Source organism: Pontimicrobium sp. IMCC45349, assembly GCF_047219225.1.
Taxonomy (GTDB): Bacteria; Bacteroidota; Bacteroidia; order Flavobacteriales; family Flavobacteriaceae; genus IMCC45349.
Map to the genome: position 1 here is coordinate 2,131,762 of NZ_CP178208.1, position 23,063 is coordinate 2,154,824.

23 protein-coding genes are annotated in these 23,063 nt (G+C 32.5%); 15 read left to right on the forward strand and 8 right to left on the reverse strand.

Features of this window, described 5'->3' with window-relative positions; genetic code table 11:
• Positions 1 to 18 precede the first annotated feature (18 nt).
• On the forward strand, positions 19 to 1,800 hold the full coding sequence (argS, locus tag ACLII3_RS09940; protein WP_412984076.1) for an arginine--tRNA ligase: 1,782 nt from the start codon (positions 19 to 21) through the stop codon (positions 1,798 to 1,800).
• Here the strand turns inward: argS and ACLII3_RS09945 are convergent.
• The 4 genes from ACLII3_RS09945 to ACLII3_RS09960 are packed head-to-tail and all read right to left on the reverse strand — an operon-like array spanning position 1,778 to position 3,270.
• A complete protein-coding gene (locus ACLII3_RS09945) occupies positions 1,778 to 2,068 on the reverse strand; it encodes a hypothetical protein (protein WP_412984077.1) in 291 nt (96 codons plus the stop codon). The two genes, argS and ACLII3_RS09945, sit on opposite strands and share 23 nt — an antisense overlap.
• An 18-nt stretch (positions 2,069 to 2,086) precedes the next feature.
• Complete coding sequence (locus ACLII3_RS09950) at positions 2,087 to 2,305, reverse strand: hypothetical protein (protein WP_412984078.1); 219 nt, start codon at positions 2,303 to 2,305, stop codon at positions 2,087 to 2,089.
• A 17-nt stretch (positions 2,306 to 2,322) separates the two neighbouring features.
• Complete coding sequence (locus ACLII3_RS09955; RefSeq protein WP_412984079.1) at positions 2,323 to 2,727, reverse strand: hypothetical protein; 405 nt, start codon at positions 2,725 to 2,727, stop codon at positions 2,323 to 2,325.
• Between the two features lie 12 nt (positions 2,728 to 2,739).
• Positions 2,740 to 3,270 carry an RNA polymerase sigma factor gene (locus ACLII3_RS09960; RefSeq protein ID WP_412984080.1) on the reverse strand — a complete coding sequence of 177 codons (531 nt, stop codon included), beginning with the start codon at positions 3,268 to 3,270 and terminating at the stop codon, positions 2,740 to 2,742.
• A 186-nt stretch (positions 3,271 to 3,456) separates the two neighbouring features.
• Here ACLII3_RS09960 and ACLII3_RS09965 point away from each other — a divergent pair, with 186 nt between their 5' ends.
• Genes ACLII3_RS09965 through ACLII3_RS09975 form a run of 3 tightly spaced genes read left to right on the forward strand, consistent with a single transcriptional unit; the run spans position 3,457 to position 6,664 of the window.
• Positions 3,457 to 4,080 (forward strand): SprT-like domain-containing protein, encoded by a 624-nt coding sequence (locus ACLII3_RS09965; protein WP_412984081.1) that lies wholly within the window; start codon positions 3,457 to 3,459, stop codon positions 4,078 to 4,080.
• A 7-nt stretch (positions 4,081 to 4,087) separates the two neighbouring features.
• The gene (locus tag ACLII3_RS09970; protein WP_412984082.1) at positions 4,088 to 5,173 is read left to right on the forward strand and encodes a mannose-1-phosphate guanylyltransferase; all 1,086 of its coding nucleotides are present in this window, start codon (positions 4,088 to 4,090) and stop codon (positions 5,171 to 5,173) included.
• Between the two features lie 3 nt (positions 5,174 to 5,176).
• A complete protein-coding gene (locus tag ACLII3_RS09975; RefSeq protein ID WP_412984083.1) occupies positions 5,177 to 6,664 on the forward strand; it encodes a DUF389 domain-containing protein in 1,488 nt (495 codons plus the stop codon).
• Position 6,665: 1 nt separating this feature from the next.
• On the opposite strand, the gene ACLII3_RS09980 is transcribed toward ACLII3_RS09975, so the two are convergent.
• Together ACLII3_RS09980 and ACLII3_RS09985 are read right to left on the reverse strand one after the other, a co-directional pair.
• Positions 6,666 to 7,433, reverse strand: coding sequence for an ABC transporter ATP-binding protein (locus ACLII3_RS09980; RefSeq protein ID WP_412984084.1), 768 nt, complete (start codon positions 7,431 to 7,433; stop codon positions 6,666 to 6,668).
• Positions 7,433 to 8,170 (reverse strand): MlaE family ABC transporter permease, encoded by a 738-nt coding sequence (locus ACLII3_RS09985; protein ID WP_412984085.1) that lies wholly within the window; start codon positions 8,168 to 8,170, stop codon positions 7,433 to 7,435. The genes ACLII3_RS09980 and ACLII3_RS09985 overlap by 1 nt, the downstream gene beginning before the upstream one ends.
• A 109-nt stretch (positions 8,171 to 8,279) precedes the next feature.
• Between ACLII3_RS09985 and pafA the strand changes: the two genes are divergently transcribed.
• Positions 8,280 to 9,947, forward strand: coding sequence for an alkaline phosphatase PafA (pafA, locus tag ACLII3_RS09990; RefSeq protein WP_412984086.1), 1,668 nt, complete (start codon positions 8,280 to 8,282; stop codon positions 9,945 to 9,947).
• Here pafA and yihA read toward each other — a convergent pair.
• Complete coding sequence (gene yihA, locus ACLII3_RS09995) at positions 9,944 to 10,552, reverse strand: ribosome biogenesis GTP-binding protein YihA/YsxC (protein ID WP_412984087.1); 609 nt, start codon at positions 10,550 to 10,552, stop codon at positions 9,944 to 9,946. The two genes, pafA and yihA, sit on opposite strands and share 4 nt — an antisense overlap.
• 14 nt (positions 10,553 to 10,566) lie before the next feature.
• The gene (locus ACLII3_RS10000; protein WP_412984088.1) at positions 10,567 to 11,331 is read right to left on the reverse strand and encodes an alpha/beta fold hydrolase; all 765 of its coding nucleotides are present in this window, start codon (positions 11,329 to 11,331) and stop codon (positions 10,567 to 10,569) included.
• Positions 11,332 to 11,665: 334 nt separating this feature from the next.
• Here ACLII3_RS10000 and mraZ point away from each other — a divergent pair, with 334 nt between their 5' ends.
• The 10 genes from mraZ to murC all read left to right on the forward strand — a co-directional run bounded on the left by mraZ (position 11,666) and on the right by murC (position 23,049).
• On the forward strand, positions 11,666 to 12,133 hold the full coding sequence (gene mraZ / locus ACLII3_RS10005) for a division/cell wall cluster transcriptional repressor MraZ (RefSeq protein WP_412984089.1): 468 nt from the start codon (positions 11,666 to 11,668) through the stop codon (positions 12,131 to 12,133).
• Entirely contained in the window at positions 12,120 to 13,016 is an 897-nt protein-coding gene (rsmH, locus tag ACLII3_RS10010) for a 16S rRNA (cytosine(1402)-N(4))-methyltransferase RsmH (protein ID WP_412984090.1), read from the forward strand. Before mraZ ends, rsmH begins: the two co-directional genes overlap by 14 nt.
• A gap of 3 nt (positions 13,017 to 13,019) precedes the next feature.
• Entirely contained in the window at positions 13,020 to 13,337 is a 318-nt protein-coding gene (locus tag ACLII3_RS10015; RefSeq protein ID WP_412984091.1) for an FtsL-like putative cell division protein, read from the forward strand.
• Between the two features lie 63 nt (positions 13,338 to 13,400).
• Positions 13,401 to 15,371 (forward strand): penicillin-binding protein, encoded by a 1,971-nt coding sequence (locus tag ACLII3_RS10020; protein WP_412987911.1) that lies wholly within the window; start codon positions 13,401 to 13,403, stop codon positions 15,369 to 15,371.
• On the forward strand, positions 15,368 to 16,831 hold the full coding sequence (locus ACLII3_RS10025; RefSeq protein ID WP_412984092.1) for a UDP-N-acetylmuramoyl-L-alanyl-D-glutamate--2,6-diaminopimelate ligase: 1,464 nt from the start codon (positions 15,368 to 15,370) through the stop codon (positions 16,829 to 16,831). Before ACLII3_RS10020 ends, ACLII3_RS10025 begins: the two co-directional genes overlap by 4 nt.
• 1 nt (position 16,832) lies before the next feature.
• A complete protein-coding gene (gene mraY, locus ACLII3_RS10030) occupies positions 16,833 to 18,074 on the forward strand; it encodes a phospho-N-acetylmuramoyl-pentapeptide-transferase (RefSeq protein WP_412984093.1) in 1,242 nt (413 codons plus the stop codon).
• Complete coding sequence (gene murD, locus ACLII3_RS10035) at positions 18,075 to 19,409, forward strand: UDP-N-acetylmuramoyl-L-alanine--D-glutamate ligase (protein WP_412984094.1); 1,335 nt, start codon at positions 18,075 to 18,077, stop codon at positions 19,407 to 19,409.
• Positions 19,409 to 20,602, forward strand: coding sequence for an FtsW/RodA/SpoVE family cell cycle protein (locus ACLII3_RS10040; protein WP_412984095.1), 1,194 nt, complete (start codon positions 19,409 to 19,411; stop codon positions 20,600 to 20,602). The genes murD and ACLII3_RS10040 overlap by 1 nt, the downstream gene beginning before the upstream one ends.
• Positions 20,602 to 21,696, forward strand: a complete 1,095-nt coding sequence (murG, locus tag ACLII3_RS10045) for an undecaprenyldiphospho-muramoylpentapeptide beta-N-acetylglucosaminyltransferase (RefSeq protein ID WP_412984096.1) — start codon at positions 20,602 to 20,604, stop codon at positions 21,694 to 21,696. Before ACLII3_RS10040 ends, murG begins: the two co-directional genes overlap by 1 nt.
• The gene (gene murC / locus ACLII3_RS10050; RefSeq protein ID WP_412984097.1) at positions 21,697 to 23,049 is read left to right on the forward strand and encodes a UDP-N-acetylmuramate--L-alanine ligase; all 1,353 of its coding nucleotides are present in this window, start codon (positions 21,697 to 21,699) and stop codon (positions 23,047 to 23,049) included.
• The last annotated feature ends 14 nt before the right edge of the window (positions 23,050 to 23,063 follow it).

Sequence of the window (23,063 nt, forward strand, 5' to 3'; positions counted from 1 at the left end):
TGCCTAATTTTAGTAATAATGACAATTCAGGAAACTTTATTAAATCAAGTAAAACAAGCTTTTAAAGCATTGTATAGTAAAGAAATAGAAACTGTAGAATTTCAAGCAACTCGAAAAGATTTTGAAGGAGATATTACAGTGGTAACGTTTCCTATGTTACGTGTTATTAAAATGAATCCTGCACAATTAGGAGAAGATTTAGGGAAATACTTAGTGGAAAATGTAGCTGAAGTTAAAGATTTTAATGTAGTTAAAGGCTTTTTAAATCTAGTTATTGATGATAGTTTTTATATAAATTTCTTCAATAACATTAAAGCAAATGCAACTTATGGTTTTGTTGAGCCTGCTAAGGATGATGCTGTAATGGTGGAGTACTCTTCACCTAATACAAACAAACCGTTACACTTAGGACACATTAGAAATAACTTGTTAGGATATAGTGTTGCCGAAATTTTAAAGGCCTCTGGTAAAAAGGTTTATAAAACACAAATTATTAACGACAGAGGTATTCATATTTGTAAAAGTATGTTGGCTTGGGAGCGTTTTGGTAATGGAGAAACTCCAGAAATCACAGGTTTAAAAGGCGACAAACTTGTTGGTAATTACTACGTAAAGTTTGATCAAGAGTATAAAAAGGAAATAGCAGATTTAGTAGCTCAAGGAATACCTGAAGAAGATGCTAAAAAGCAAGCGCCAATGTTATTAGAAGCTCAAGAAATGCTACGTAAATGGGAAGCTGGTGATGAAGAAACTGTAGCGCTTTGGAAAACTATGAATGGTTGGGTGTATAATGGTTTTGATGTTACCTACAAAAACTTAGGTGTAGATTTTGATAACCTGTATTACGAAAGTGATACTTATTTATTAGGAAAAGAATTTGTAACCGAAGGTTTAAAAACTGGAGTATTCTATAAAAAGGAAGATGGTTCGGTTTGGTGTGATTTAACTGAAGATGGATTAGACGAAAAAATTGTATTACGTGCAGATGGAACAGCAGTATACATGACGCAAGATATTGGGACTGCAATTCAACGTATAAAAGATTGCCCTGATGTTGGAGGTATGGTATATACAGTTGGTAATGAACAAGACTATCACTTTAAAGTGCTGTTTTTAATTTTAAAGAAATTAGGTTTCGATTGGGCTAAAAACTTATACCATTTAAGTTATGGAATGGTAGATTTACCAAGCGGAAAAATGAAGAGTAGAGAAGGTACTGTAGTTGATGCTGACGACTTAATTGTGGAAATGGCAGAAACAGCAAAAGAGATTTCTCAAGAACTTGGAAAACTAGATGGTTATACTGAAGCCGAAAAAGAAACTATATATAATACTATTGGCTTAGGAGCACTTAAATATTTCATTTTAAAAGTAGATCCTAAAAAACGCATTTTATTCGATCCAAAAGAATCTGTAGATTTTCAAGGAAATACTGGACCTTTTATTCAATATACGTATGCTAGAATACAAGCTATTTTAAGAAAGGCTGAATTTAGTAACGATATTATGTCGAGCGCAGTTGAAATAGCTTTGCACCCTAAAGAAAAAGAGTTGCTAAAGCAATTACAATTATTTCCAGAAGTAGTGCAAAATGCTGCGACTAACCATAGTCCAGCATTAATAGCTAATTACACATACGATTTAGTAAAAGAGTTTAACTCGTTTTATCAAAACGTATCTATTTTAGGTGCGGATAAGGAAAGTGATAAAATATTTAGAGTGCAGTTGTCTAATACAGTTGGTAATACTATAAAAAATGCATTTAGCTTATTAGGTATTAATGTGCCTGAGCGTATGTAGTTTTTAAATTCCACCAATTAAAGATTTTAGTAGCAATTCTATTTGTGTTATAAATATTTGTTGTGAGGTTGTAATTAACTGTAAATTCATCATTAATAATTGATGAGATTTTTGAGAGGCTAGCTTGATTGTTTAACTGTGTTAAAATATATCTGCAAAACGAGTTAAGTTCATTTTCTTTATAATTGGGAGTTAGTTTACTAGCCTTTATTATTTTCTTTAAATACAAGATGTTATCGACTGCTTTCTCAATTTTTAGAGTATTCATTGTATTGTTGTTTGTCAATTAATCTGTTAAAACTTCACAGTAAAAACCTTCATTTTCAATTAAGGATATAACTTCTGTTTCTTTTAAACTGTTATTTGGTACAATGCGTAATACTTTATCAATATCTTCTAAATCAATAGACCAATGAACAATATTGCAATGCGTATTGAATAAGGGTTTTAGTTGCTTTAGTTTTTTTGAGTCTTTAATATTAGTCTTAAAAATCAAAGGATCCATAATAATTAAGTTATGTGTTAATTAGATGTGGGAGGCTGAGTATTCTCATTAGTTACTCGTTCTACATATTGTTTGTAAAGTGCATCACCTTCTTCTTTCCAAAATTTATCATAATGTTTCCATTTAGAAAAGTCTCGTTTAGAATCTTTATCACATTCTTTTTTTGGTTTGTTTGATGATTTACTACTTCCACTGCCACAACCACCAAGTAATATTTTTAATAGAATAAATAATCCTACTGCTTGCCAATAGTTAATAGTTGTAAGACCGAAAATTTCTGGCATTAACCAATTCCATAGCCACATTAATACAAAACCAAAAAGGATGGCTAGTCCTGTAATGGCAATAATTCCGAATATTACAATTCCAACAATTTCTCCTGGTGATCTTCCTCTTAATTTGTGATTGAAAAAATTTGTCATGTCTTTAAATATTTAATTTATATGTTTTGTTTCTAATTTTTTATATAATATGGCTATAGCGCGATGTCTTTGTGACATTAATGTGCCTTCAGGAATACCAGTTTCACTTGAAACTTCTTTATATGTATAGCCTTCAAAATCAATGGCTATAATAATGTCTCTATAGCTTGGTTTTAAACTTAAAATAGCTTGTTTTAGCTCCTTTTTTATGGCTTCTGGGTAAACGTCTTCGGTGTTTTCATAAAGCACTTCTGCTAACTCTTGTAATTTAAAATCGTTACTATTTTGTTTTTGCGGTCTATTAGAGCGCATTATGTCTATAATTCTGTTCTTTATAGAATTGTAAACAAACCCTGCAACATTGTTTATTGGCGAATACCTGTCTGCGCCAGTAAAAAGTTTTAAGGCAACATCTTGAATAATGTCCTCTGCATCGCGACTTGCAGTAGCTTTTATTCTTGAGTTTACGTAAGCTTTTAATGATGAGTATTCATCATTAAAAAAGTTCTTAAGTTTTTTACTGTTTTCTGATTCTAAGGTCATTTACTACCTTTTATTAGGTCTTCATATACAAAGACGATACTTTTTTGTTTCATTGCATTTTTTGCAACTTTTTTTAAAATATTGAATCTAGTGTAGATGTATATGTATAACGATGATGTTTTCTTTTTGTTACCATATTTCTAAGCTATACTTTTACTGTAACTTTAAAAGTGTATTTTTGCTTTAATGCAAAATACACTGCAACAATACATACCTGAAGCTGCTATTAATAGCGTGTTACAACTTTTAAAGCACGATAACCTTATTGTAAAAGTTAAGCAAGAACGTAAAACACGTCATGGTGATTATAGACGTTTGCCTAATGGAAAACATCAAATAACCGTTAACTCTAATTTGAATAAGTATCGATTTTTAATAACTTTATTACACGAAATAGCACATTTAGAAGCTTATCAAAAATATGGTAAACTCATTAAACCTCATGGTAAAGAATGGAAACAAACCTTTCAGCATATTATATTGCCATTTTTAAATCCAGAAGTGTTTCCTATGCAGTTACTGCCACTATTAGCGATACACTTCAAAAATCCAAAAGCAAGTAGTGATACAGATGTTAAGTTAGCGTTAGCTTTAAAACAGTTTGATGAACCTAATGACAAAACTTATATTTTTGAAGTGCCTTTTGGAGCTACATTCAAATTATACAATGGCCGTGTTTTTAAAAGAGGTAACCAGCGTAGAAAGCGCTTTGAATGTGTAGAAGTAAATACAGGGCGTGTATATTTGTTTAATCCAAATGCAGAAGTAGAAATAGAAGTTAATGAAAAACAACTTCAAAGTAATATATAGAAAACGAATGACGAAGAATAAAAATTATTATGCCATTTTAATGGCTGGAGGAGTAGGTTCAAGGTTTTGGCCAGTAAGTACAGAGATGTTTCCTAAACAATTTCATGATATGTTAGGAACTGGAGAAACATTAATTCAAAAAACATTCTCTAGATTAAGTAAGCTTATTCCAGAAGAAAATATTTTTATTCTAACAAATGAAAAATACAACGATTTAGTATTTGAGCAATTGCCAGGAGTTACCAAAAGACAGGTGGTATTAGAACCAGCGATGAGAAATACTGCACCTTGTATTTTATATGCATCACTTAAAATACAAAAAGAAAATCCTGATGCTATTATGATTGTAGCACCAAGTGATCATTGGATTGAAAATGAAGATGCATTTACACAAAATGTGCAACAAGCATTTGATTTTTGCGAAACAAATGATGCGTTAATGACCTTAGGGATTCAGCCAACATTTCCAAATACAGGCTATGGGTATATTGAATTTGATAAAGACGATGATAATGCAATAAAGAATGTAAATCAATTTAGAGAAAAACCAGATTATGAAACGGCAAAGACCTTTTTATCTCAAGGAAACTTTTTGTGGAATGCTGGGGTTTTTATGTGGAGTGTGACTTCTGTGGTAAAAGCGTTTCAAAATAAACAAGAATGTTTGTATCAATTGTTCGAAAAAGGAATTGATGTTTATAACACCGATTTTGAAGATGACTTTGTAAGAGATAATTATGGGAAGGCAGAAAATATATCGATTGATTATGCAATTATGGAGAAAAGTAATAATGTATTTGTTTTGCCAGCAACTTTTGATTGGAACGATTTAGGGACTTGGGGAAGTTTGTATGATAAGATTGATGCAGGAAAAAAAGACAATGCTATTATTAATGCTAGAACGTTGGTAGAAGATGCTTCAGGGAATATGATTAGAACACAAAGTAATAAAATTGTAGTTGTAGAAGGATTGAACGATTATATTATTGTTGATAAAGACGAAGTTTTACTTATCTTTCCAAAAGAAAAGGAGCAAGATATTAAGCAAATTCGTCAAAAAGTAAAAGAAGCATTTGGCGATAAGTACATATAATTTATGGAAGAAAACAAGTTCAATTTTTCAGAAGAAGAGCAAAATAAGGATAAGGCAGTTGAACAGTCTAAGCAAGCTGTAAAGGATGGAGCTAAAGGATTTATTTCTAGTGTAAAAACTTTTTTAACAGAACTGTTAGATTTTAGAGAAGACACAGATAGAGACGCTACAATAGAGGCGATAAAAAACGACATTCCTTTTAAAGGAGCCACTGCTTGGATTTTAATTTGTTCGGTTTTTGTAGCTTCTGTAGGGCTTAATGCTAACTCAACAGCTGTTGTTATTGGAGCCATGTTAATTTCTCCATTAATGGGGCCTATTTTAGGTGTAGGTTTGTCTGTAGCAATCAATGATATTGATACTTTAAAGAAATCGCTTATAAACTTAGCAACGATGATAGTGTTAAGTTTAATAACAGCTTTTTTGTTTTTCTATTTATTCCCTTTAAGTAAAGATACATCAGAATTATTAGGGCGAACACAACCAGATATCAGAGATGTTTTGATAGCATTTTTTGGTGGTTTAGCTTTAATTATTGCACGTACTAAAAAAGGTACGATTGCTTCAGTAATTTTTGGTGTTGCAATTGCTACAGCTTTAATGCCTCCATTGTGTACGGTTGGTTACGGCTTTTCTGTGATGGTAGAAAGAAGTTTGTTAGAAGGTTGGGTGTTTGTAAGAGGTGCTATGTACTTGTTTACGATTAACACAATTTTTATTGCGCTTGCTACTTTTTTAGTGTTAAAACTTTTACGTTTTCCTATGTTGAAATATGCAAATTCAGCTAAACGTAAGCGTATAGCTAGAATAGCATCTTTGGTTGCTATAATAGTTATGATTTATCCAATAATTACATTTATTAGTGTATTAAGAAAAAGTCAATTTGAAGCAGATGCTGATAGATATATAAAGACTGAATTAACGGATTTACCTAATGCTAATTACATTAAGAAAAATGCAGTTTATGAATACAAACCTAAAGGTATTTCTGTAATAGAATTAACAACTTTTGGAGCTGATGAGATTTCTGAAGATGCTCAAAAAATATTAAAAGGACGATTATCTAATTATTCTAGATTAAAAGAAGATACTGAGTTAAGAATTAATCAAGCTAGTGCTAGAGAAGTAGATAATCTTGAGTATATGGAGGAATTACGAACACGTGATTCATTAGACTTGTTGTCTCAAAGTCAAAAAATAAGATTTTTAGAAGATAGAGTTAGAGTGCTTTCAAGATTAGAGCGTGATCAAATACCATTTTACCAAGTGGCTCAAGAAGCAAAACTTAATTATGAAAATATTCAAGAGTTTTCATATGCGAAAGAGATATCGTATAACTATAAAAAAATAGATACATTGGCTGTCTTTTTTGTAAAATGGAATGACTCTATAAGTACTGAAAAGTCTATTGAAGAAGATTCAAGAAAATTAGAAGGTTGGCTTAAGTTTAAATTAAATCTAGACACTTTAATTGTAAAGAAAGAAGAATAGTTTATTGATTTTCTTCTAAGTACATTCTGCGAACTTTTTTAAATAATTCTGAAGAATAAACAAAGTCAGTAACAACTTCGTTGTCTGTTTTAAAAATGGTTCTTTTTGAGCCTTCCCAGGCTTTATGACCATCTTTTAAAAACACAATTTTTTCTCCTATTTCCATAACAGAGTTCATGTCATGTGAATTGATTACTGTTACAATGTTATATTCGTCTGTAATTTCTTGAATCAAGTTATCAATAACTATAGCAGTTTTTGGGTCTAATCCAGAATTTGGTTCATCGCAAAATAAATACTTTGGGTTGTTAACTATAGCTCTGGCAATGGCTACACGTTTTTGCATTCCACCTGAAGCTTCACTAGGCATTTTATGATGCGCATCATCAAGATTTACACGTTTTAGCACAAAGTCAACACGATCTTTCATTTCGCTTTTACTTTGTTTAGTGAACATTTTTAAAGGAAACATTACGTTTTCTTCTATAGTCATAGAATCAAATAATGCACTACCTTGAAATACCATACCAATATCAGCTCTTAAGTCACGTTTTTCGTCTTCGTTTAGTTGAGAAAAAACTTTTCCATCATAAGCAATACTACCTTTTTCGTATTCAAACAAACCTAAAAGACATTTTAAGAAAACAGTTTTACCAGAACCACTTTGCCCAATAATAAGGTTAGTTTTTCCTTTTTCAAAAGAGGTTGTAATGCCTTTTAAAACATGAGCATCTCCAAACGATTTATGTAAACCTTTAACTTCTATCATTAGCCTAACATCATGTTTGTTAATATATAATTCAGTAAAATAATTACCACACTAGTCCATACAAACGAAGTCGTACTTGCTTTACCAACTTCTAAAGCACCACCTTTCATATAGTAACCATGAAATGATGGTATAGTTGCTAATACAAAAGCAAAGACAAATGTTTTTATAAAAGCGTACGTTATATGAAACGGAATAAAATCCATTTGTACACCAGTAATATAATCATCCAATGATGTAAAACCACCATAAACGCAAGCAGCCATTCCTCCAATAATGCCTAAAAACATCGCAATTGAAATGGCAAAAGGATAGAGCATTAAAGCAACTGCTTTTGGAAAAACTAAGTAGTTTAATGAGTTAATTCCCATAACCTCAAGCGCATCTATTTGCTCAGTCACTCGCATTGTACCAATACTGGAAGTAATAAATGAACCAACTTTACCAGCCATGATAATAGAAATAAATGTTGGAGCAAATTCTAAAATAACAGATTGTCTTGTAGCAAAACCAACTAAATACTTTGGGATTAATGGGTTGCTAATGTTTAATGCTGTTTGAATAGTAACAACACCTCCAACAAAAAATGAAATAAAGGCAACAATACCTAAGGAACCAATAATTAAATCATCAATATCCTTTAGTATTAATTGTTTCATGACTGACCATTTCGTCGGTTTACGAAACATGTCAGCAATCATTAAAAAATATTTACCAATATTATGAAGGTATTTCATAAGCAATTAAGTTACTGCTAAAGTATAAAAAAGTATGACTTATTTAATATTAAATTAAATTAAGATACCATAAAAAACGTATTTTTGAGCCATTAAATTTTTTGTTGAGATGAATAAATTTTTATACGCTTTTATATTAGTACTAGTTTGTGCTTCATGTAGTGCTCAAAATGTGACAACTACAGTAGTTGAAAAGGATGTAGTTGTACATAATAATGATAAGCCAAAATTAGTGGTTGGTATTGTTGTAGATCAAATGCGATACGATTATTTAACCCGTTTTGAAAGTAAGTATGGTAAAGGTGGCTTTTTAAGGCTAATAAACGAAGGTTTTAATTTTAAAAATAATCACTTTAATTATATTCCAACTTATACAGGGCCAGGTCATGCCTCCGTATATACAGGAGCAACACCTAAAAATCATGGTGTAATTGCTAATAGTTGGTATGATAAAACTATTGATAAAAGAGTGTATTGTGCAGGTGATGATTCGGTACAATCTGTAGGAACAACTTCTTCAGCAGGACAAATGTCACCTCATAGAATGAAAACAACTTCTTTTGCTGATGAAAATAGATTGTTTACTCAAATGAAAGGTAAAACAATAGGAGTTTCAATTAAGGATAGAGGTGCTGTTTTACCAGCTGGACATACTGCAAATGCTGCTTATTGGTTTCAAGGTAAAGAAGAAGGAAATTGGATAACAAGTTCTTTTTATATGAATGATTTACCTGAATGGGTGAAAGAGTTTAATAAAGAAAAAAGTGTAGCGAAATATTTAACTACTTGGGATACGATGTATGATATTGACACGTATACAGAAAGTGGTAGTGATTTAAATGCTTTTGAAGGCGGTTTTAAAGGAAAAGAGACTGCTACATTTCCATACGATCTGGCTGCTTTAAAAGAATCTAATAATGGGTATGATTTATTAAAATCGACAGCTTATGGAAATAGTATAGTTACTGATTTTGCCATTGCTGCTATTAAAGAAGAGCAATTAGGTAAAGATGCTATTACTGATGTGTTAGCAGTAAGTTATTCAAGTACAGATTACGTTGGGCATAACTTTGGAGTGAACTCAAAAGAGGTTCAAGATACTTATATTAGATTAGATAAAGAGATTGAGCGTTTATTAAATGAATTAGACATTAAAGTAGGTAAGGGACAATATACTGTATTCTTAACAGCAGATCATGGTGCTGTTGATGTGCCTTCATATTTAAATAGTGTGAATATTCCTGCTGGATATTTAGATAATGATAAAGCTAAAGAGCAATTGACAATGTTTTTAGTAAAGACTTATGGAACAACCGATTTAGTGAAAAATGTAAGCAATAATCAAATATTTTTAAATAGAACGAAAATTACAGAATTAAAGCTAGACTTAAGCGATATACAAGAGGCGATTATAAATGAAATTATTACATACGATAATGTAGATAAAGCATATTCTGCCACAACAATGAGTACAACATCATTCTCTTATGGAATAGAGTTATTGCTTCAAAATGGGTTTAATCAAAAACGCTCAGGAGATATTCTTATAATATATGATCCAGCATATATATCGTATGGTAGAACAGGGTCTACTCATGGTTCAGGTTTGAATTACGATACACATGTGCCATTATTATTTTTTGGTAAAGGTATAAATCAAGGAAGTTCCTTTGAGAAAACCACAATCACACAAATTGCACCTACAATTTCTGCATTATTAGGAATTAGCTTTCCTAATGGTGCTACTGGTCAACCTTTAATAGAAGTAATGGATTAAGCGTTAGCGTTTAGGTCGTTATTGATGGTTTCAATATAATTTAATAGCTCATCTTTACCTATGTGTTTAGATGAGGATGTGATAAAGTAATTAGGCATTTCTTCCCAAGTTTCTAACATTATTTCTTTGTAGTCGTTAATGTAGTTTTCAATAGCTTTTGGTTTTAATTTATCTGCCTTAGTGAATATAATTGAAAAAGGAATCATGTTCTCTCCAAGCCATTCCATAAATTGAGTGTCTATTGGTTGAGGTTTGTGCCTAATATCTACTAATACAAATGCAGATACTAATTGTTTGCGTTTTTCAAAATAGGAGGTAATGAATTTTTGAAACACCTTTTTTTCAGATTTCGACACTCTAGCATAACCATATCCAGGTAAATCCACCAAGTACCAGTTTTTATTAATAATAAAATGATTTATTAATTGGGTTTTTCCTGGTTTACCTGAAGTTTTAGCTAAGCTTTTACGATTGGTAAGCATGTTGATTAAGGAAGATTTTCCTACATTACTTCTGCCTATAAAAGCATACTCTGGTAAATTGTTGTTTGGGCATTTAGCAACATCTTGATTGCTAACTACAAATTCTGCCGATTTAATCTGCATGATAAAATAAGGTGTTAAAATCCTCTCTTAGTTAACCAACTGTGTAGTATTTTGTTAAATGTGTCAGGATGCTCCATCATGGCTGCATGCCCACATTTGTCTATCCAGAATAACTCTGAATCTGGTAAAAGTTCATTGAATTCTTCAGCTACATTTGGCGGTGTAACATTGTCATTCTTTCCCCAAATAATACAAGTAGGTGTATGCATTTTTGGTAAATCTTTAGCCATATTATGTCTAATAGCACTTTTGGCAATGGCTAAGGTTTTTATTAATTTGTTTCTATCGTTAACAGTTGCATACACTTCATCAACAATTTCTTTAGTAGCAACTTCTGGGTCATAAAACACATCTTGTGCCTTTTTCTTAATCACTTCATAATCGCTTCTTTTAGTGTAGCCGCTTCCCATAGCACTCTCATAAAGTCCAGAACTTCCAGTTATAACTAAGGCTTTAACTTTTTCACTAAAAAGTTTTGTGTGATAAAGACCAATATGTCCACCTAGTGAGTTTCCAAGTAAAATGACTTCTTTGTAACCTTTGAAATCGATGAAATCTTTAAGGAATTTAGCAAAGCTTTTAACATTGGTTTTTAGTAATGACATTGTGTAGATTGGAAGTTCAGGAAGAACAACTTTATAGCCATTTTTGCTAAAGAAATTAGTAACGCCTTCAAAGTTACTTAAGCCTCCCATTAATCCATGAAGAATAATGATTGGAGTGCCTTCTCCTACTTCTACAAAACTATAATCACCTTCTTTTTTTAAAGTGTGTTCCATCTATTAGTTAGTCATTTCTGTTAAAAGCAAATCTACACAATTTTATTTAATTAATTATCCCAATAACTTACAAATACGTAAGAGAAATAGTATGTCTAGCGTACGAGAAAAAAAATAGTGATTTCATGGTTTTTAAGTGTTAAATTCAATAGTTGTTAATTAAAAACAACTATAGTCTAACTATTTGAAAATCTTTTAAGTACTAGGTTTTTCAAGTGTTTTTTGTCGAATTAATGCGTTTTTGGTAGAAATTTATTAACAATGTGGTAAAAAGTGGTAAAAAGTGGTAAAATTTTTATTAGATTTGAATTCTATATACGCAAACTAGATTTAATTGAATTCATTAATTGGGACATACGAATGTAAAGCAGATGCAAAGGGAAGGCTGATGATGCCTTCTGCTTTGAAGAAGCAGTTGTCTCCTGTGGTTCAAAAAGGTTTTGTGTTAAAGCGAGCGGTATTTCAACCTTGTTTAGAATTGTATCCTATGGATGAGTGGGAGGCGATGATGCAAAATGTAAATAAGTTAAATCGTTTCAAGAAAAAGAATAATGATTTTATTAGAAGGTTTACTGCTGGTGTGAAATTTATTGAGCTAGATGCTTCTGGGCGTTTGTTGATTCCAAAAGATTTAATTGGATTTTCTGGAATTTCAAAAGATGTTGTAGTGGCTTCAGCAGTCAATATTATTGAGATTTGGGATAAAGATAGATATGAACAAGCTATTGATGATGCTGCAGGTGATTTTGCAGATTTAGCTGAAGAAGTAATGGGACAAGACGATGGAGATGGAATATCATAACCCAGTATTATTAAAAGAAACAGTAGACGGTTTAAATGTTAAAGAAGACGGAGTATATGTTGATGTCACTTTTGGTGGTGGTGGACATAGTCGAGAAATTTTAAGCCGACTAGGAGATAAAGGAAGATTAATAGCATTCGATCAGGATCAAGACGCTCTTTTAAACAAAATTGATGATAGCAGGTTTTTGCTTATAAATGAAAATTTTAGGTACATAAAACGTTTTTTAAGGTTTCATGGAGTAAAGACTGTTGATGGTATTCTTGCTGATTTTGGTGTTTCATCGCATCAATTCGACGAACCTGATCGCGGATTTTCCATTCGATTTGATGCAATTCTCGATATGAGAATGAATCAGCAAGACGTACTTTCGGCTCATAGTGTAATTAATGACTATGAGGAAGAAGAGTTAAGAAAAGTGTTTTGGCAGTATGGGGAGCTTAGGCAAGCGCCAGCTTTAGCTAGAACAATAGTTTCTGAAAGAAAAAACAAAACGATAGAAACTACTAACGACTTGAAAGAAGTGTTGAAAAAATATTTACCTCCAAGGAGAGAGAATAAAATTTTAGCGCAAATCTATCAAGCTGTTAGGATCGAGGTAAATCAGGAGATTGAGGCTTTGAAAGAGTTTTTGTTGCAAACTCCAGATTTGTTGAGAGAAGGAGGTCGATTAAGTTTTATATCCTATCATTCTTTAGAGGATAGGTTGGTTAAGCGTTTTATTAGAAGTGGGATGTTTGAGGGAGAGCCTGAAAAAGATGTTTTTGGGAATGTGGAAGTTCCATTAAAAAAAGTGGGTAAGCTAATAGTGCCATCTAAAGAAGAAATTAAGGTTAACAATAGAGCGCGAAGCGCAAAGCTTAGAATAGCAGAAAAATTATAGTTAATGAAAAAAAATGTTTACAGTGTTTTAAAAGGAACATTTCTAGTAAGCGATGACTCGTTTAAAAACTGGAGGCTTATTCTGTTTTTGTCTGCTTTAGCTGTAGTTATGATAGCAAGTTCGCATAGTGCTGACAGGAAAGTGCATGAAATTGCAAGGTTGAATGAAGAAGTGAAAGAGTTGAGATCTGCTTTTGCTGAGAGTAGGGAGAAGTTGATGGGATTAAAGATGGAATCGTCGGTAAGATCCAAGTTGAAAGATAGAGGAGTGATTCCTTCGGGAAATCCGCCAAAAAAGATAATAGTAAAATCACAAAGATAAAGTTCGTAAGTGGCAGTAAACGAGAAGAACATATTAAATAGATTATATTTTATAGCAGGATGTATGTTCATCTTCGCTCTCTTGGTGGTTTTTAAATTGGTGAAAATTCAGTTTGTTCAAGGAGCTGAATATAGAGAGTTGGCTGAGGAACGAACAATTAAAAATATAGTAATTCCAGCTAATAGAGGTAATGTGTATTCTGCTAACGGCAACTTGTTAGCAATGTCGGTGCCTAAATACGATATTAGGTTGGATGCTGTAACATCTTCAGATAAAACATTCGAAGAAAATCTTAAAGGACTTTGCGATTCTTTGCAAGTGTATTTCGGTAATGTGAATACATTAAGTTACTATCAAAATAAATTAAGGAAAGCGAGAAGCAATAAGAATAGATATCTCTTATTGGCTAGAAATCTTGGGTATTCTGATTACTTGAGATTTAGAAATTTTCCATTGTTAAAACTAGGTGCTTTTAAAGGAGGTTTAATTGTTGAACAAAATACAAAGCGTGAACATCCTATGGGAGGAATTGCTGAACGTTCAATAGGTTATGAGCGTTTTGATGAGGAAGGACATGTGACAAGAGCAGGTATTGATGGGGCTTTTGGGGCAAAATACTTAAGAGGGACTGATGGCATGCGCTTAAAGCAGAAAATAGGTAAAGGACAATGGAAGCCAATTGAAGATTATAATCAAATAGAGCCAAAAGACGGTTTAGATGTTTATACAACTATAGATGTTAATATTCAGGATATAGCGCATCATGCCTTGTTGGAGCAGTTAGAAAAGTATAAAGCAGATCATGGTTGTGTGGTGGTGATGGAAACTAAAACGGGTGAGGTGAAAGCTATTTCTAATCTTGGTAGAAATAAAGAGGGAAAGTACTATGAACGTTTAAATTATGCTGTTGGTGAATCGCATGAACCTGGTTCTACATTTAAATTAATGGCATTGGCTGTAGCACTTGAGGATAAAGTAGTAGATACTACTGCAATTATAGACACCGAAAAGGGTGTGTTGTCTTTTTATGGTAAAAAGGTTAGAGATTCGAAGCGTGGTGGTTATGGTAAAATTTCATTAGCTAAAGCTTTTGAAGTGTCTTCCAATACTGGAATTGTAAAGGCTATTCATGAAAATTATAATAGCAACCCTAAGAAATTTGTGGATGGTTTGTATGCAATGAATTTACAGGATACATTAAAGTTACCATTAATAGGAGAGGGAAAACCTGTAATTCCAGATCCAAGAATTAAGAATGGAAAGTGGAGTGGAATTGCTTTGCAGTGGATGGCTTATGGGTATAATGTGCAATTAACACCATTACAAGCTTTAACTTTTTATAATGCCGTGGCTAATGATGGTGAAATGGTAAGGCCGCGATTTTTAAAGGAAGTAAAAGAGTTCGGGAGAACGATAGAGTCTTTTGATAAAGAAGTAATAAATGAGCAAATCTGTTCTAAAGAAACTATAGTGAAGCTTCAACAGTTGCTGAAAAATGTGGTTGAAAAGAAACATGGTACAGGCCATCGTTTATATTCTGAAGATTTTTCAATGGCAGGAAAAACAGGTACAGCACAAACAGAGTATTGGATGAAAGACTGGAGTGAGAACAGGCGTTACATTTCGTCTTTTACAGGTTATTTTCCAGCTGAAGAGCCAAAATACTCATGTATAGTTGTAATTCATAAGCCAGATACTAGTGTTGGTTATTATGGAGCGGATGTGTCTGGTCCTGTATTCAAAAAAATTGCACAAAAAATATATACAGATACACCTTTAGTGGATGCTGTAGAAGATTTAGAGGTAGCAACAACTTCAGTAGATAATAATTTTGAAAGGTATTTTGATACGGCTCAAAAATATAAAACAATCATGCCAGATGTAACTGGTATGCCAGCAATGGATGCATTAACTATTCTTGAAAATATGGGAATGAAAGTGAAGTTAGTGGGTAATGGAAGAGTGAAAAAGCAATCTGTAAAGAAGGGTGTTAAGTTAAAAGGTCAACAAACTATAGTCTTAGAATTGTCTTGAAAGTATTAAAAAACATATTATATAAGGTTGGTATTAATGCAGTTGTAGGTAATACAGATGTTACTATTAATAATATTCATTTCGATTCACGTATAGCTGAATCGGGAGACGTATTTGTAGCTATTAAGGGTACTGTTGTAGATGGTCACGATTTTATCGATAAAGTTATTGATAAAGGAGTAATGGTAATTGTTTGTGAAATAATTCCAGAGACAACTATTGAAGGTGTAACTTATGTTGAGGTTGATAATTCAGCTAAGGCTTTAGCAATTATGGCATCAAACTACTATGAGGTGCCTTCAGCTAATTTAAAATTACTAGGAGTTACTGGTACTAATGGTAAAACTACAATAGCAACTTTATTGTATCAGTTGTTTAAAAATGCTGGTTATAAGGTAGGATTGTTGTCCACTGTTAAAATATTGGTTGGTGACAAAGAATATAAGGCAACACATACAACGCCAGATTCATTGACGATAAATAAGTATTTAAGTGAAATGAATAATGAAGGTGTGGAGTTTTGTTTTATGGAGGTGAGTTCTCATGGAATTCATCAGTTTAGGACAGAAGGATTGGAGTTTGTTGGAGGAATTTTTACAAACCTTTCTCATGATCATTTAGATTATCATGAAACATTCGCAGAGTATAGAGATGTTAAGAAATCCTTTTTCGATAATTTATCAAAATCTGCCTTTGCACTGGTTAATATAGACGATAAGAATGGGCAGATAATGCTTCAAAATACAAAGGCAAAAAAATGTTCTTATGCTTTGAAGAGTTATGCAGATTATAGAGCGCAAATTTTAGAAAATCAACTAAATGGGTTGTTATTAAAGATTAATGATAATGATGTTTGGACTAAGTTGATTGGAAATTTTAATGCCTACAATTTGTTGGCGATTTATGGTACAGCAGAACAATTAGGTCTTGAAACGGTTGAGATATTGAGGTTAATGAGTGAATTGGAAAGTGTAAGTGGACGTTTTCAGTACTTAGTTTCAGACGAAAAAATTACAGCTATTGTCGATTATGCTCATACACCAGATGCTTTAAAAAATGTATTAGAAACCATTAATAGTATCCGAACTAAAAATGAAGATTTAATTACAGTAGTTGGTTGTGGAGGTGATAGAGATAAAACAAAGCGACCAAAAATGGCGCACATTGCATCAGCTTTAAGTACTAAGGTGATTTTCACTAGTGATAATCCACGTACCGAAATCCCAGAGCAAATTATAGAAGATATGGAAGCTGGTGTAGAGCCGCAAAATTTCAAAAAAACGTTGTCAATAGTAGATAGAAAGCAAGCTATAAAAACAGCATGTCAATTAGCTAATCCTAACGACATCATACTAATAGCGGGAAAAGGTCATGAAACTTACCAAGAGATTAATGGTGTGAGATCAGACTTTAATGATTATAAAATAGTAGAAGAATTATTAAAACAATTACAAAAGTAGAATGCTGTATTATTTATTCGAATATTTAGAAAAAGAGTTCCAGTTTCCTGGCGCATCACTTTTTGGGTTCTTAACGTTTAGAGCAGCAGTTGCTATTATTTTGTCGTTACTTATTTCTACAATTTATGGTAAACGAATCATTAATTTCTTAAGAAAACAGCAAGTTGGTGAAACTATTAGAGATTTAGGTTTAGAAGGACAACAAGAAAAAGCTGGGACACCAACAATGGGAGGTGTTATTATAATTCTTGCTACAATTATTCCTGTGTTATTACTTGCTAAGTTAGATAACATATATATTATTTTACTGCTTGTTACTACTGTTTGGATGGGAGTTATTGGATTTATAGATGACTATATCAAGAAGTTTAAAAACGATAAAGAAGGTTTAAAAGGAAGGTTTAAAATTTTGGGTCAAGTGGGACTTGGAATTATAGTAGGCGCAACTTTATATTTTCATAACGATGTAACTATTAAGGAAAAGTTTCCTGTTGAGCAACAGCAAGAGTTAGTTGCAGAAAATCCAAATATTTCTCCGTTTGAGCTTCTTCAAAAGGAGTCTAAATCTACAAAAACAACTATACCATTTGTAAAAGGAAATGAGTTTGATTATGCAGATTTAATTACTTGGATAAGCCCAGATCTAGAAAAATATGCTTGGATAATATTTATACTAGCTACTATTTTTATTATAACAGCAGTTTCTAATGGAGCAAATCTTACCGATGGAATAGATGGTCTCGCTGCAGGAACTTCAGCAATTATTGTATTGACGTTAGGGATTTTTGCTTGGGTTTCGGGTAATGTTATTTTTTCGAGCTATTTGGATATTATGTACATACCTAGAGTCGAGGAGGTTACAATTTACATAGCTGCCTTTGTTGGGGCTTTAGTTGGGTTCTTGTGGTATAATACATATCCAGCACAAGTGTTTATGGGTGATACAGGAAGCTTAACTATAGGAGGAATCATTGCCGTGATAGCGATTGCTGTGCGAAAAGAATGGTTAATTCCATTGTTATGCGGCATCTTTTTAGCTGAAAACTTATCAGTAGTACTACAGGTAGGATATTTTAAATACACAAAAAAGAAATTTGGTGAAGGACGACGCATTTTTAAGATGTCGCCATTGCATCACCATTATCAAAAATCAGGATATCACGAAAGTAAAATTGTAACACGATTTTGGATTGTAGGTATTCTATTAGCTATTATGACTATTGTGACATTGAAAATTAGATAGATGAAACGACTAGTCGTATTAGGAGGAGGAGAAAGTGGTGTAGGAACAGCGCTTTTAGGAAAAGAAAAAGGATATGAAGTATTTCTTTCTGATAAGGGAAAGATTCAAAATAAATATAAAGAAGTTCTTGTACATAATGAGATTGAATGGGAAGAGCAACAGCATACTGAATCTAAAGTTCTAAATGCAGATGTTGTAATGAAAAGTCCAGGAATTCCTGATAAAGTTGAGTTGGTGAAAAAACTTAAGTCAAAAGGTGTTTCTGTAATTTCTGAAATTGAATTTGCAGCACAATTTACTAAAGCGACTATAGTGGGAATAACAGGGAGTAATGGCAAAACTACCACTACAATGTTAACGCATCATATACTTGAATCAGGGGATTTAAATGTAGCAATGGCAGGAAATATTGGAGATAGTTTTGCGAAACAAGTAGTGAAAAATGAAAGTGAAAACTTTGTCCTTGAGTTAAGCAGTTTTCAATTGGATGGAATTGAAAATTTTAAGCCACATATAGCCATTATTACAAACATTACACCAGACCATTTAGATAGATATGATTATAAGTTTGAAAATTACATCGCTTCAAAATTTAGAATAGCAAAAAATCAAACGAAAAACGATTATTTAATCTATGATGCCGATGATGAAGTAATCACAGACTACTTGAATGAAAATCCAGTTCAATCAACATTATTGCCATTTTCTTTAACAAAGAAAGTGGAGCAAGGAGCTTATTTAGAAAATAAAAACATAAAAATATTAATTGATAATAGCCAGATAATTATGCCAACAACAAAATTAGCATTACAAGGAAAACATAATGTAAAAAATGCCATGGCAGCCTCAACTGTGGCGCACTTATTAAAAATAAGAAAGCATACTATTCGTGAAAGTTTAGAGAATTTTCAAGGTGCTGAGCATCGTTTAGAAAATGTGCTTAAAATTAATAAAGTGCAATACATTAACGATTCAAAAGCAACAAATGTTAATGCTACTTATTTTGCTTTAGAGAGCATGGGAGCACCTACAGTTTGGATTGTTGGAGGTGTGGATAAAGGAAATAATTATAGAGAGTTATTTCAATTCGTAAATGAAAAAGTAAAAGCAATTATTTGCTTAGGCACAGATAATGCAAAGTTGTTTGAAAACTTTGGAAATATGGTAGATGTAATTGTAGAAACTCAGTTTATGAGTGAAGCAGTTAAGATTGCCTACAAAATTGCTGAAGCAGGAGATAATGTGTTATTGTCACCAGCATGCGCAAGTTTTGATTTGTTTGATAATTACGAAGATAGAGGACGTCAATTTAAAGAAGCTGTTAGAAATTTATAATGCAACAGTTGTTTAACAACATAAAAGGAGATCGTTTAATCTGGGCAATTGCTGCTTTGTTAGCAATATTCTCATTTTTGCCTGTATATAGTGCTGCTAGTAATTTGGCAAATCTAAGTGTGGACGGAAGTACCTTTAATTATTTTGTTAAACATTTTGTGCATTTGTTCTTAGGTTTTGTAATCATTTATGGTGTGCATCGTGTACCTTATAGGTACTTTAGAGGTTTGTCAATGGTTATGATTCCTGTGGTTCTAGTATTGCTAATTGTTACTATGCTTCAAGGTAATACTATTGGTGGTGCAAATGCTAGTAGATGGATTAGAGTGCCATTGGTAGGGTTTACATTTCAACCTTCAACCTTAGCAGCTGTTGTTTTAATGGTTTATGTCGCTAGGTATCTTTCTAAAATAAAAGATAAACAGGTAACATTCAAAGAAACGATTTTGCCTTTGTGGACACCTGTATTTATAGTTTTAGCGCTAATTTTACCAGCTAATTTTTCAACTACTGCTATTATTTTTACAATGATTGTAGTGTTGGCGTTTCTTGGAGGTTATCCTATAAAGTATTTAGGAATTATTATTGGTTCGGGATTATTGGTGTTAACGCTTTTTATTTTAACTGCAAAAGCATTTCCAGACTTGATGCCAAATAGAGTAGATACTTGGACAAGCAGAATTGAAAACTTCTTAAATGGAGAAGATACTGAAGAGGATTATCAAATTGAAAAAGCAAAAATTGCAATAGCCTCTGGAGGTATACAGGGAGTAGGCCCTGGAAAAAGTATTCAGAAGAATTTCTTACCACAATCATCATCCGATTTTATTTATGCTATTATCATTGAGGAATATGGTTTAATTGGTGGTTTATTTTTAATGGTAATGTATTTATGGTTGCTCTTTAGAATTGTAATTGTGGCACATAAAGCAGACACCATTTTTGGAAAATTATTAGTGATTGGTGTTGGCTTGCCAATTGTGTTTCAGGCATTAATAAATATGGCTGTAGCAGTAGAGTTGTTTCCGGTTACTGGACAAACGTTGCCGCTTATAAGTAGTGGTGGAACATCTATTTGGATGACATGTTTGGCAGTAGGAATTATTCTTAGTGTAAGTGCTAAACGACAAGAAATTAAGGAACAGGAAGATATAGAAGAAAACCCGCTTGAAATTTTAAGCGAAACAATATAATGAGTAATTACAAAATCATATTATCAGGAGGAGGTACTGGAGGTCATATTTATCCAGCTATCTCAATAGCTAATGAGCTGAAATCGCGTTATCCAGATGCCGAATTTTTGTTTGTTGGCGCTAATGATAAAATGGAAATGGAAAAAATACCGCAGGCTGGATATAAAATTGAGGGGCTTTGGATTTCTGGGATTCAGCGTAAGCTTACATTAAAGAATTTGTCTTTCCCATTCAAGCTAATTAGTAGCTTGTTAAAGTCAAGGCGCATCTTAAAACAATTTAAACCAGATGTGGCAATTGGAACTGGAGGGTTCGCTAGTGGACCTTTATTGCAAATGGCAGTTTCAAAAGGTATACCTAGTTTAATACAAGAACAAAATTCGTATCCAGGAATAACAAATAAGTTGCTTTCTAAAAAAGCAAATACAATTTGTGTGGCTTATGATGGTTTAGAGCGATTTTTTCCTAAAAGCAAAATTGTAAAGACTGGAAACCCAGTTCGTCAAGATTTACTCCATACTGAAGGTAAATCAATTGAAGGAAAAGACTTTTTTAATTTAAAACATAGTAAAAATATTCTATTGGTTTTAGGAGGTAGTTTAGGAGCAAGAAGGATAAATCAACTAATAGAACAAAAGTTAGAGTTTTTTCAAACGCAAAACGTACAAGTCCTTTGGCAATGTGGGAAATTGTATTATGATGAATATAAAAAATATGATAAGCTAGAACATGTGCAAGTACATGCTTTCTTAAATAGAATGGATATGGCTTATGCTGCGGCAGATGTTATTATTTCTAGAGCAGGTGCAAGCTCGGTTTCAGAGTTGTGTATTGTAGGTAAACCAACAATTTTTATACCGTCACCTAATGTGGCTGAAGATCATCAAACAAAAAATGCAAACGCAATTGTAGAAAAGGGAGGAGCTGTATTGTTGAAGGAAACTGATTTAGAAATTGATTTTGAAAATAAATTTTCTCAATTGGTGAATAGCAAAGAAAAGCAAGAAGAATTGGCTGGTAATATAAAAGAATTAGCATTAGCAAATGCAACAGGTGATATAGTTGATGAAGTAGAAAAATTATTAAAGAAGTAAGTGAATTTAGATAACATACATAACGTTTATTTTGTAGGCATAGGTGGTATTGGTATGAGTGCCTTGGCACGTTATTTTGTGGCTAATGACAAGCAAGTTGCTGGTTATGATAAAACAAAAACTAGAATAACTGATGCACTTGAGGATTTAGGAGTTATAATACGTTTTAATGATAATGTTGAAGAGATTCAAAAAGGGTTCTTAAATCCTGAAAATACGTTAGTGGTTTATACGCCAGCAATACCAGATTCGCATACTGAGTTGAGCTATTTTAGAGCAAAGAATTTTACAGTTGTAAAGCGCTCGGAGGTGTTAGGTTTAATTACCCAAAGTACAGTTTGTTTGGCTGTAGCAGGAACACATGGTAAAACAACAACAACAAGTATTTTAGGGCATCTTTTAAATGAATGTGGTGTAGAAATGACAGCTTTTTTAGGCGGTATTTCCGAAAATTACAACTCAAACTTAATCTTAAGTGGTAATAAGGTGTCAGTTGTTGAAGCAGATGAGTTTGATCGTTCTTTTTTAACCTTATCTCCAGACTATGCTTGTATTACTTCAATGGATGCTGATCATTTAGATATTTATGGCGAAAAAGAAGCTTTAGAAACTTCTTTTAGAGATTTTACAAAAAAGATAAAACCAAACGGAAAGCTCTTTGTTAAAAAAGGCTTGCCAATTAAAGGTGTAACTTATGCTGTTGACGAAGAAGCAGATTATACAGCATCAGATATAAAAATAGAAAACGGAAGCTATGTGTTTACATTAAAAACACCTAGTCAAAATATTGAAAACTTAAAATTTGACCTACCTGGTAGACATAATTTGTCGAATGCTTTAATCGCACTGGCAATGGCTATAGAATATGGTTGCGCTCCTTATAGCCTTGCCAGAGCTTTAGCATCTTATAAAGGTGTAAAACGAAGGTTTACCTATCAAATTAAAAGTGAAAATTTAGTATTTATTGATGATTATGCACATCATCCAGAAGAAATTAACGCGGTACATCAAGCGGTAAGGGAGATGTATCCAGGTAAAAAAGTATTGGTGGTGTTTCAACCTCACTTATTTACTAGAACAAGGGATTTTATTAATGAGTTTGCAGATAGTTTATCACAATTTGATGCAGTAAGATTGCTTGAAATTTATCCCGCTAGAGAGTTGCCGATTTCTGGTGTGAATTCGCAATGGTTATTGGATAAAATAGATAATAAAAATAAAGCATTAATTGCTAAAAATGATATAGTTGCAGAAATAGAAAAAGAAGGATTTCCTGTTGTGATGACCTTAGGAGCTGGAGATATTGGTGCAGAAGTGGAATCTATAAAAAAAAAGTTAAGCGTTGCGAGTTAATTGGAACTACATAA

Bases quoted from the DNA above. Each gene is read 5' to 3' on its own strand.
- ACLII3_RS10040 (WP_412984095.1), top strand. From the start codon at position 19,409: ATGCAACAGTTGTTTAACAACATAAAAGGAGATCGTTTAATCTGGGCA.
- ACLII3_RS09960 (WP_412984080.1), bottom strand. From the start codon at position 3,270: ATGACCTTAGAATCAGAAAACAGTAAAAAACTTAAGAACTTTTTTAAT.
- rsmH (WP_412984090.1), top strand. From the start codon at position 12,120: ATGGAATATCATAACCCAGTATTATTAAAAGAAACAGTAGACGGTTTA.
- argS (WP_412984076.1), top strand. From the start codon at position 19: ATGACAATTCAGGAAACTTTATTAAATCAAGTAAAACAAGCTTTTAAA.
- ACLII3_RS09945 (WP_412984077.1), bottom strand. From the start codon at position 2,068: ATGAATACTCTAAAAATTGAGAAAGCAGTCGATAACATCTTGTATTTA.
- mraY (WP_412984093.1), top strand. From the start codon at position 16,833: ATGCTGTATTATTTATTCGAATATTTAGAAAAAGAGTTCCAGTTTCCT.
- murG (WP_412984096.1), top strand. From the start codon at position 20,602: ATGAGTAATTACAAAATCATATTATCAGGAGGAGGTACTGGAGGTCAT.
- ACLII3_RS09950 (WP_412984078.1), bottom strand. From the start codon at position 2,305: ATGGATCCTTTGATTTTTAAGACTAATATTAAAGACTCAAAAAAACTA.
- ACLII3_RS09980 (WP_412984084.1), bottom strand. From the start codon at position 7,433: ATGATAGAAGTTAAAGGTTTACATAAATCGTTTGGAGATGCTCATGTT.
- ACLII3_RS09975 (WP_412984083.1), top strand. From the start codon at position 5,177: ATGGAAGAAAACAAGTTCAATTTTTCAGAAGAAGAGCAAAATAAGGAT.
- ACLII3_RS10020 (WP_412987911.1), top strand. From the start codon at position 13,401: ATGTTCATCTTCGCTCTCTTGGTGGTTTTTAAATTGGTGAAAATTCAG.
- murD (WP_412984094.1), top strand. From the start codon at position 18,075: ATGAAACGACTAGTCGTATTAGGAGGAGGAGAAAGTGGTGTAGGAACA.
- pafA (WP_412984086.1), top strand. From the start codon at position 8,280: ATGAATAAATTTTTATACGCTTTTATATTAGTACTAGTTTGTGCTTCA.
- ACLII3_RS09985 (WP_412984085.1), bottom strand. From the start codon at position 8,170: ATGAAATACCTTCATAATATTGGTAAATATTTTTTAATGATTGCTGAC.
- ACLII3_RS09955 (WP_412984079.1), bottom strand. From the start codon at position 2,727: ATGACAAATTTTTTCAATCACAAATTAAGAGGAAGATCACCAGGAGAA.
- ACLII3_RS10000 (WP_412984088.1), bottom strand. From the start codon at position 11,331: ATGGAACACACTTTAAAAAAAGAAGGTGATTATAGTTTTGTAGAAGTA.
- yihA (WP_412984087.1), bottom strand. From the start codon at position 10,552: ATGCAGATTAAATCGGCAGAATTTGTAGTTAGCAATCAAGATGTTGCT.
- ACLII3_RS09970 (WP_412984082.1), top strand. From the start codon at position 4,088: ATGACGAAGAATAAAAATTATTATGCCATTTTAATGGCTGGAGGAGTA.
- ACLII3_RS10015 (WP_412984091.1), top strand. From the start codon at position 13,020: ATGAAAAAAAATGTTTACAGTGTTTTAAAAGGAACATTTCTAGTAAGC.
- ACLII3_RS09965 (WP_412984081.1), top strand. From the start codon at position 3,457: ATGCAAAATACACTGCAACAATACATACCTGAAGCTGCTATTAATAGC.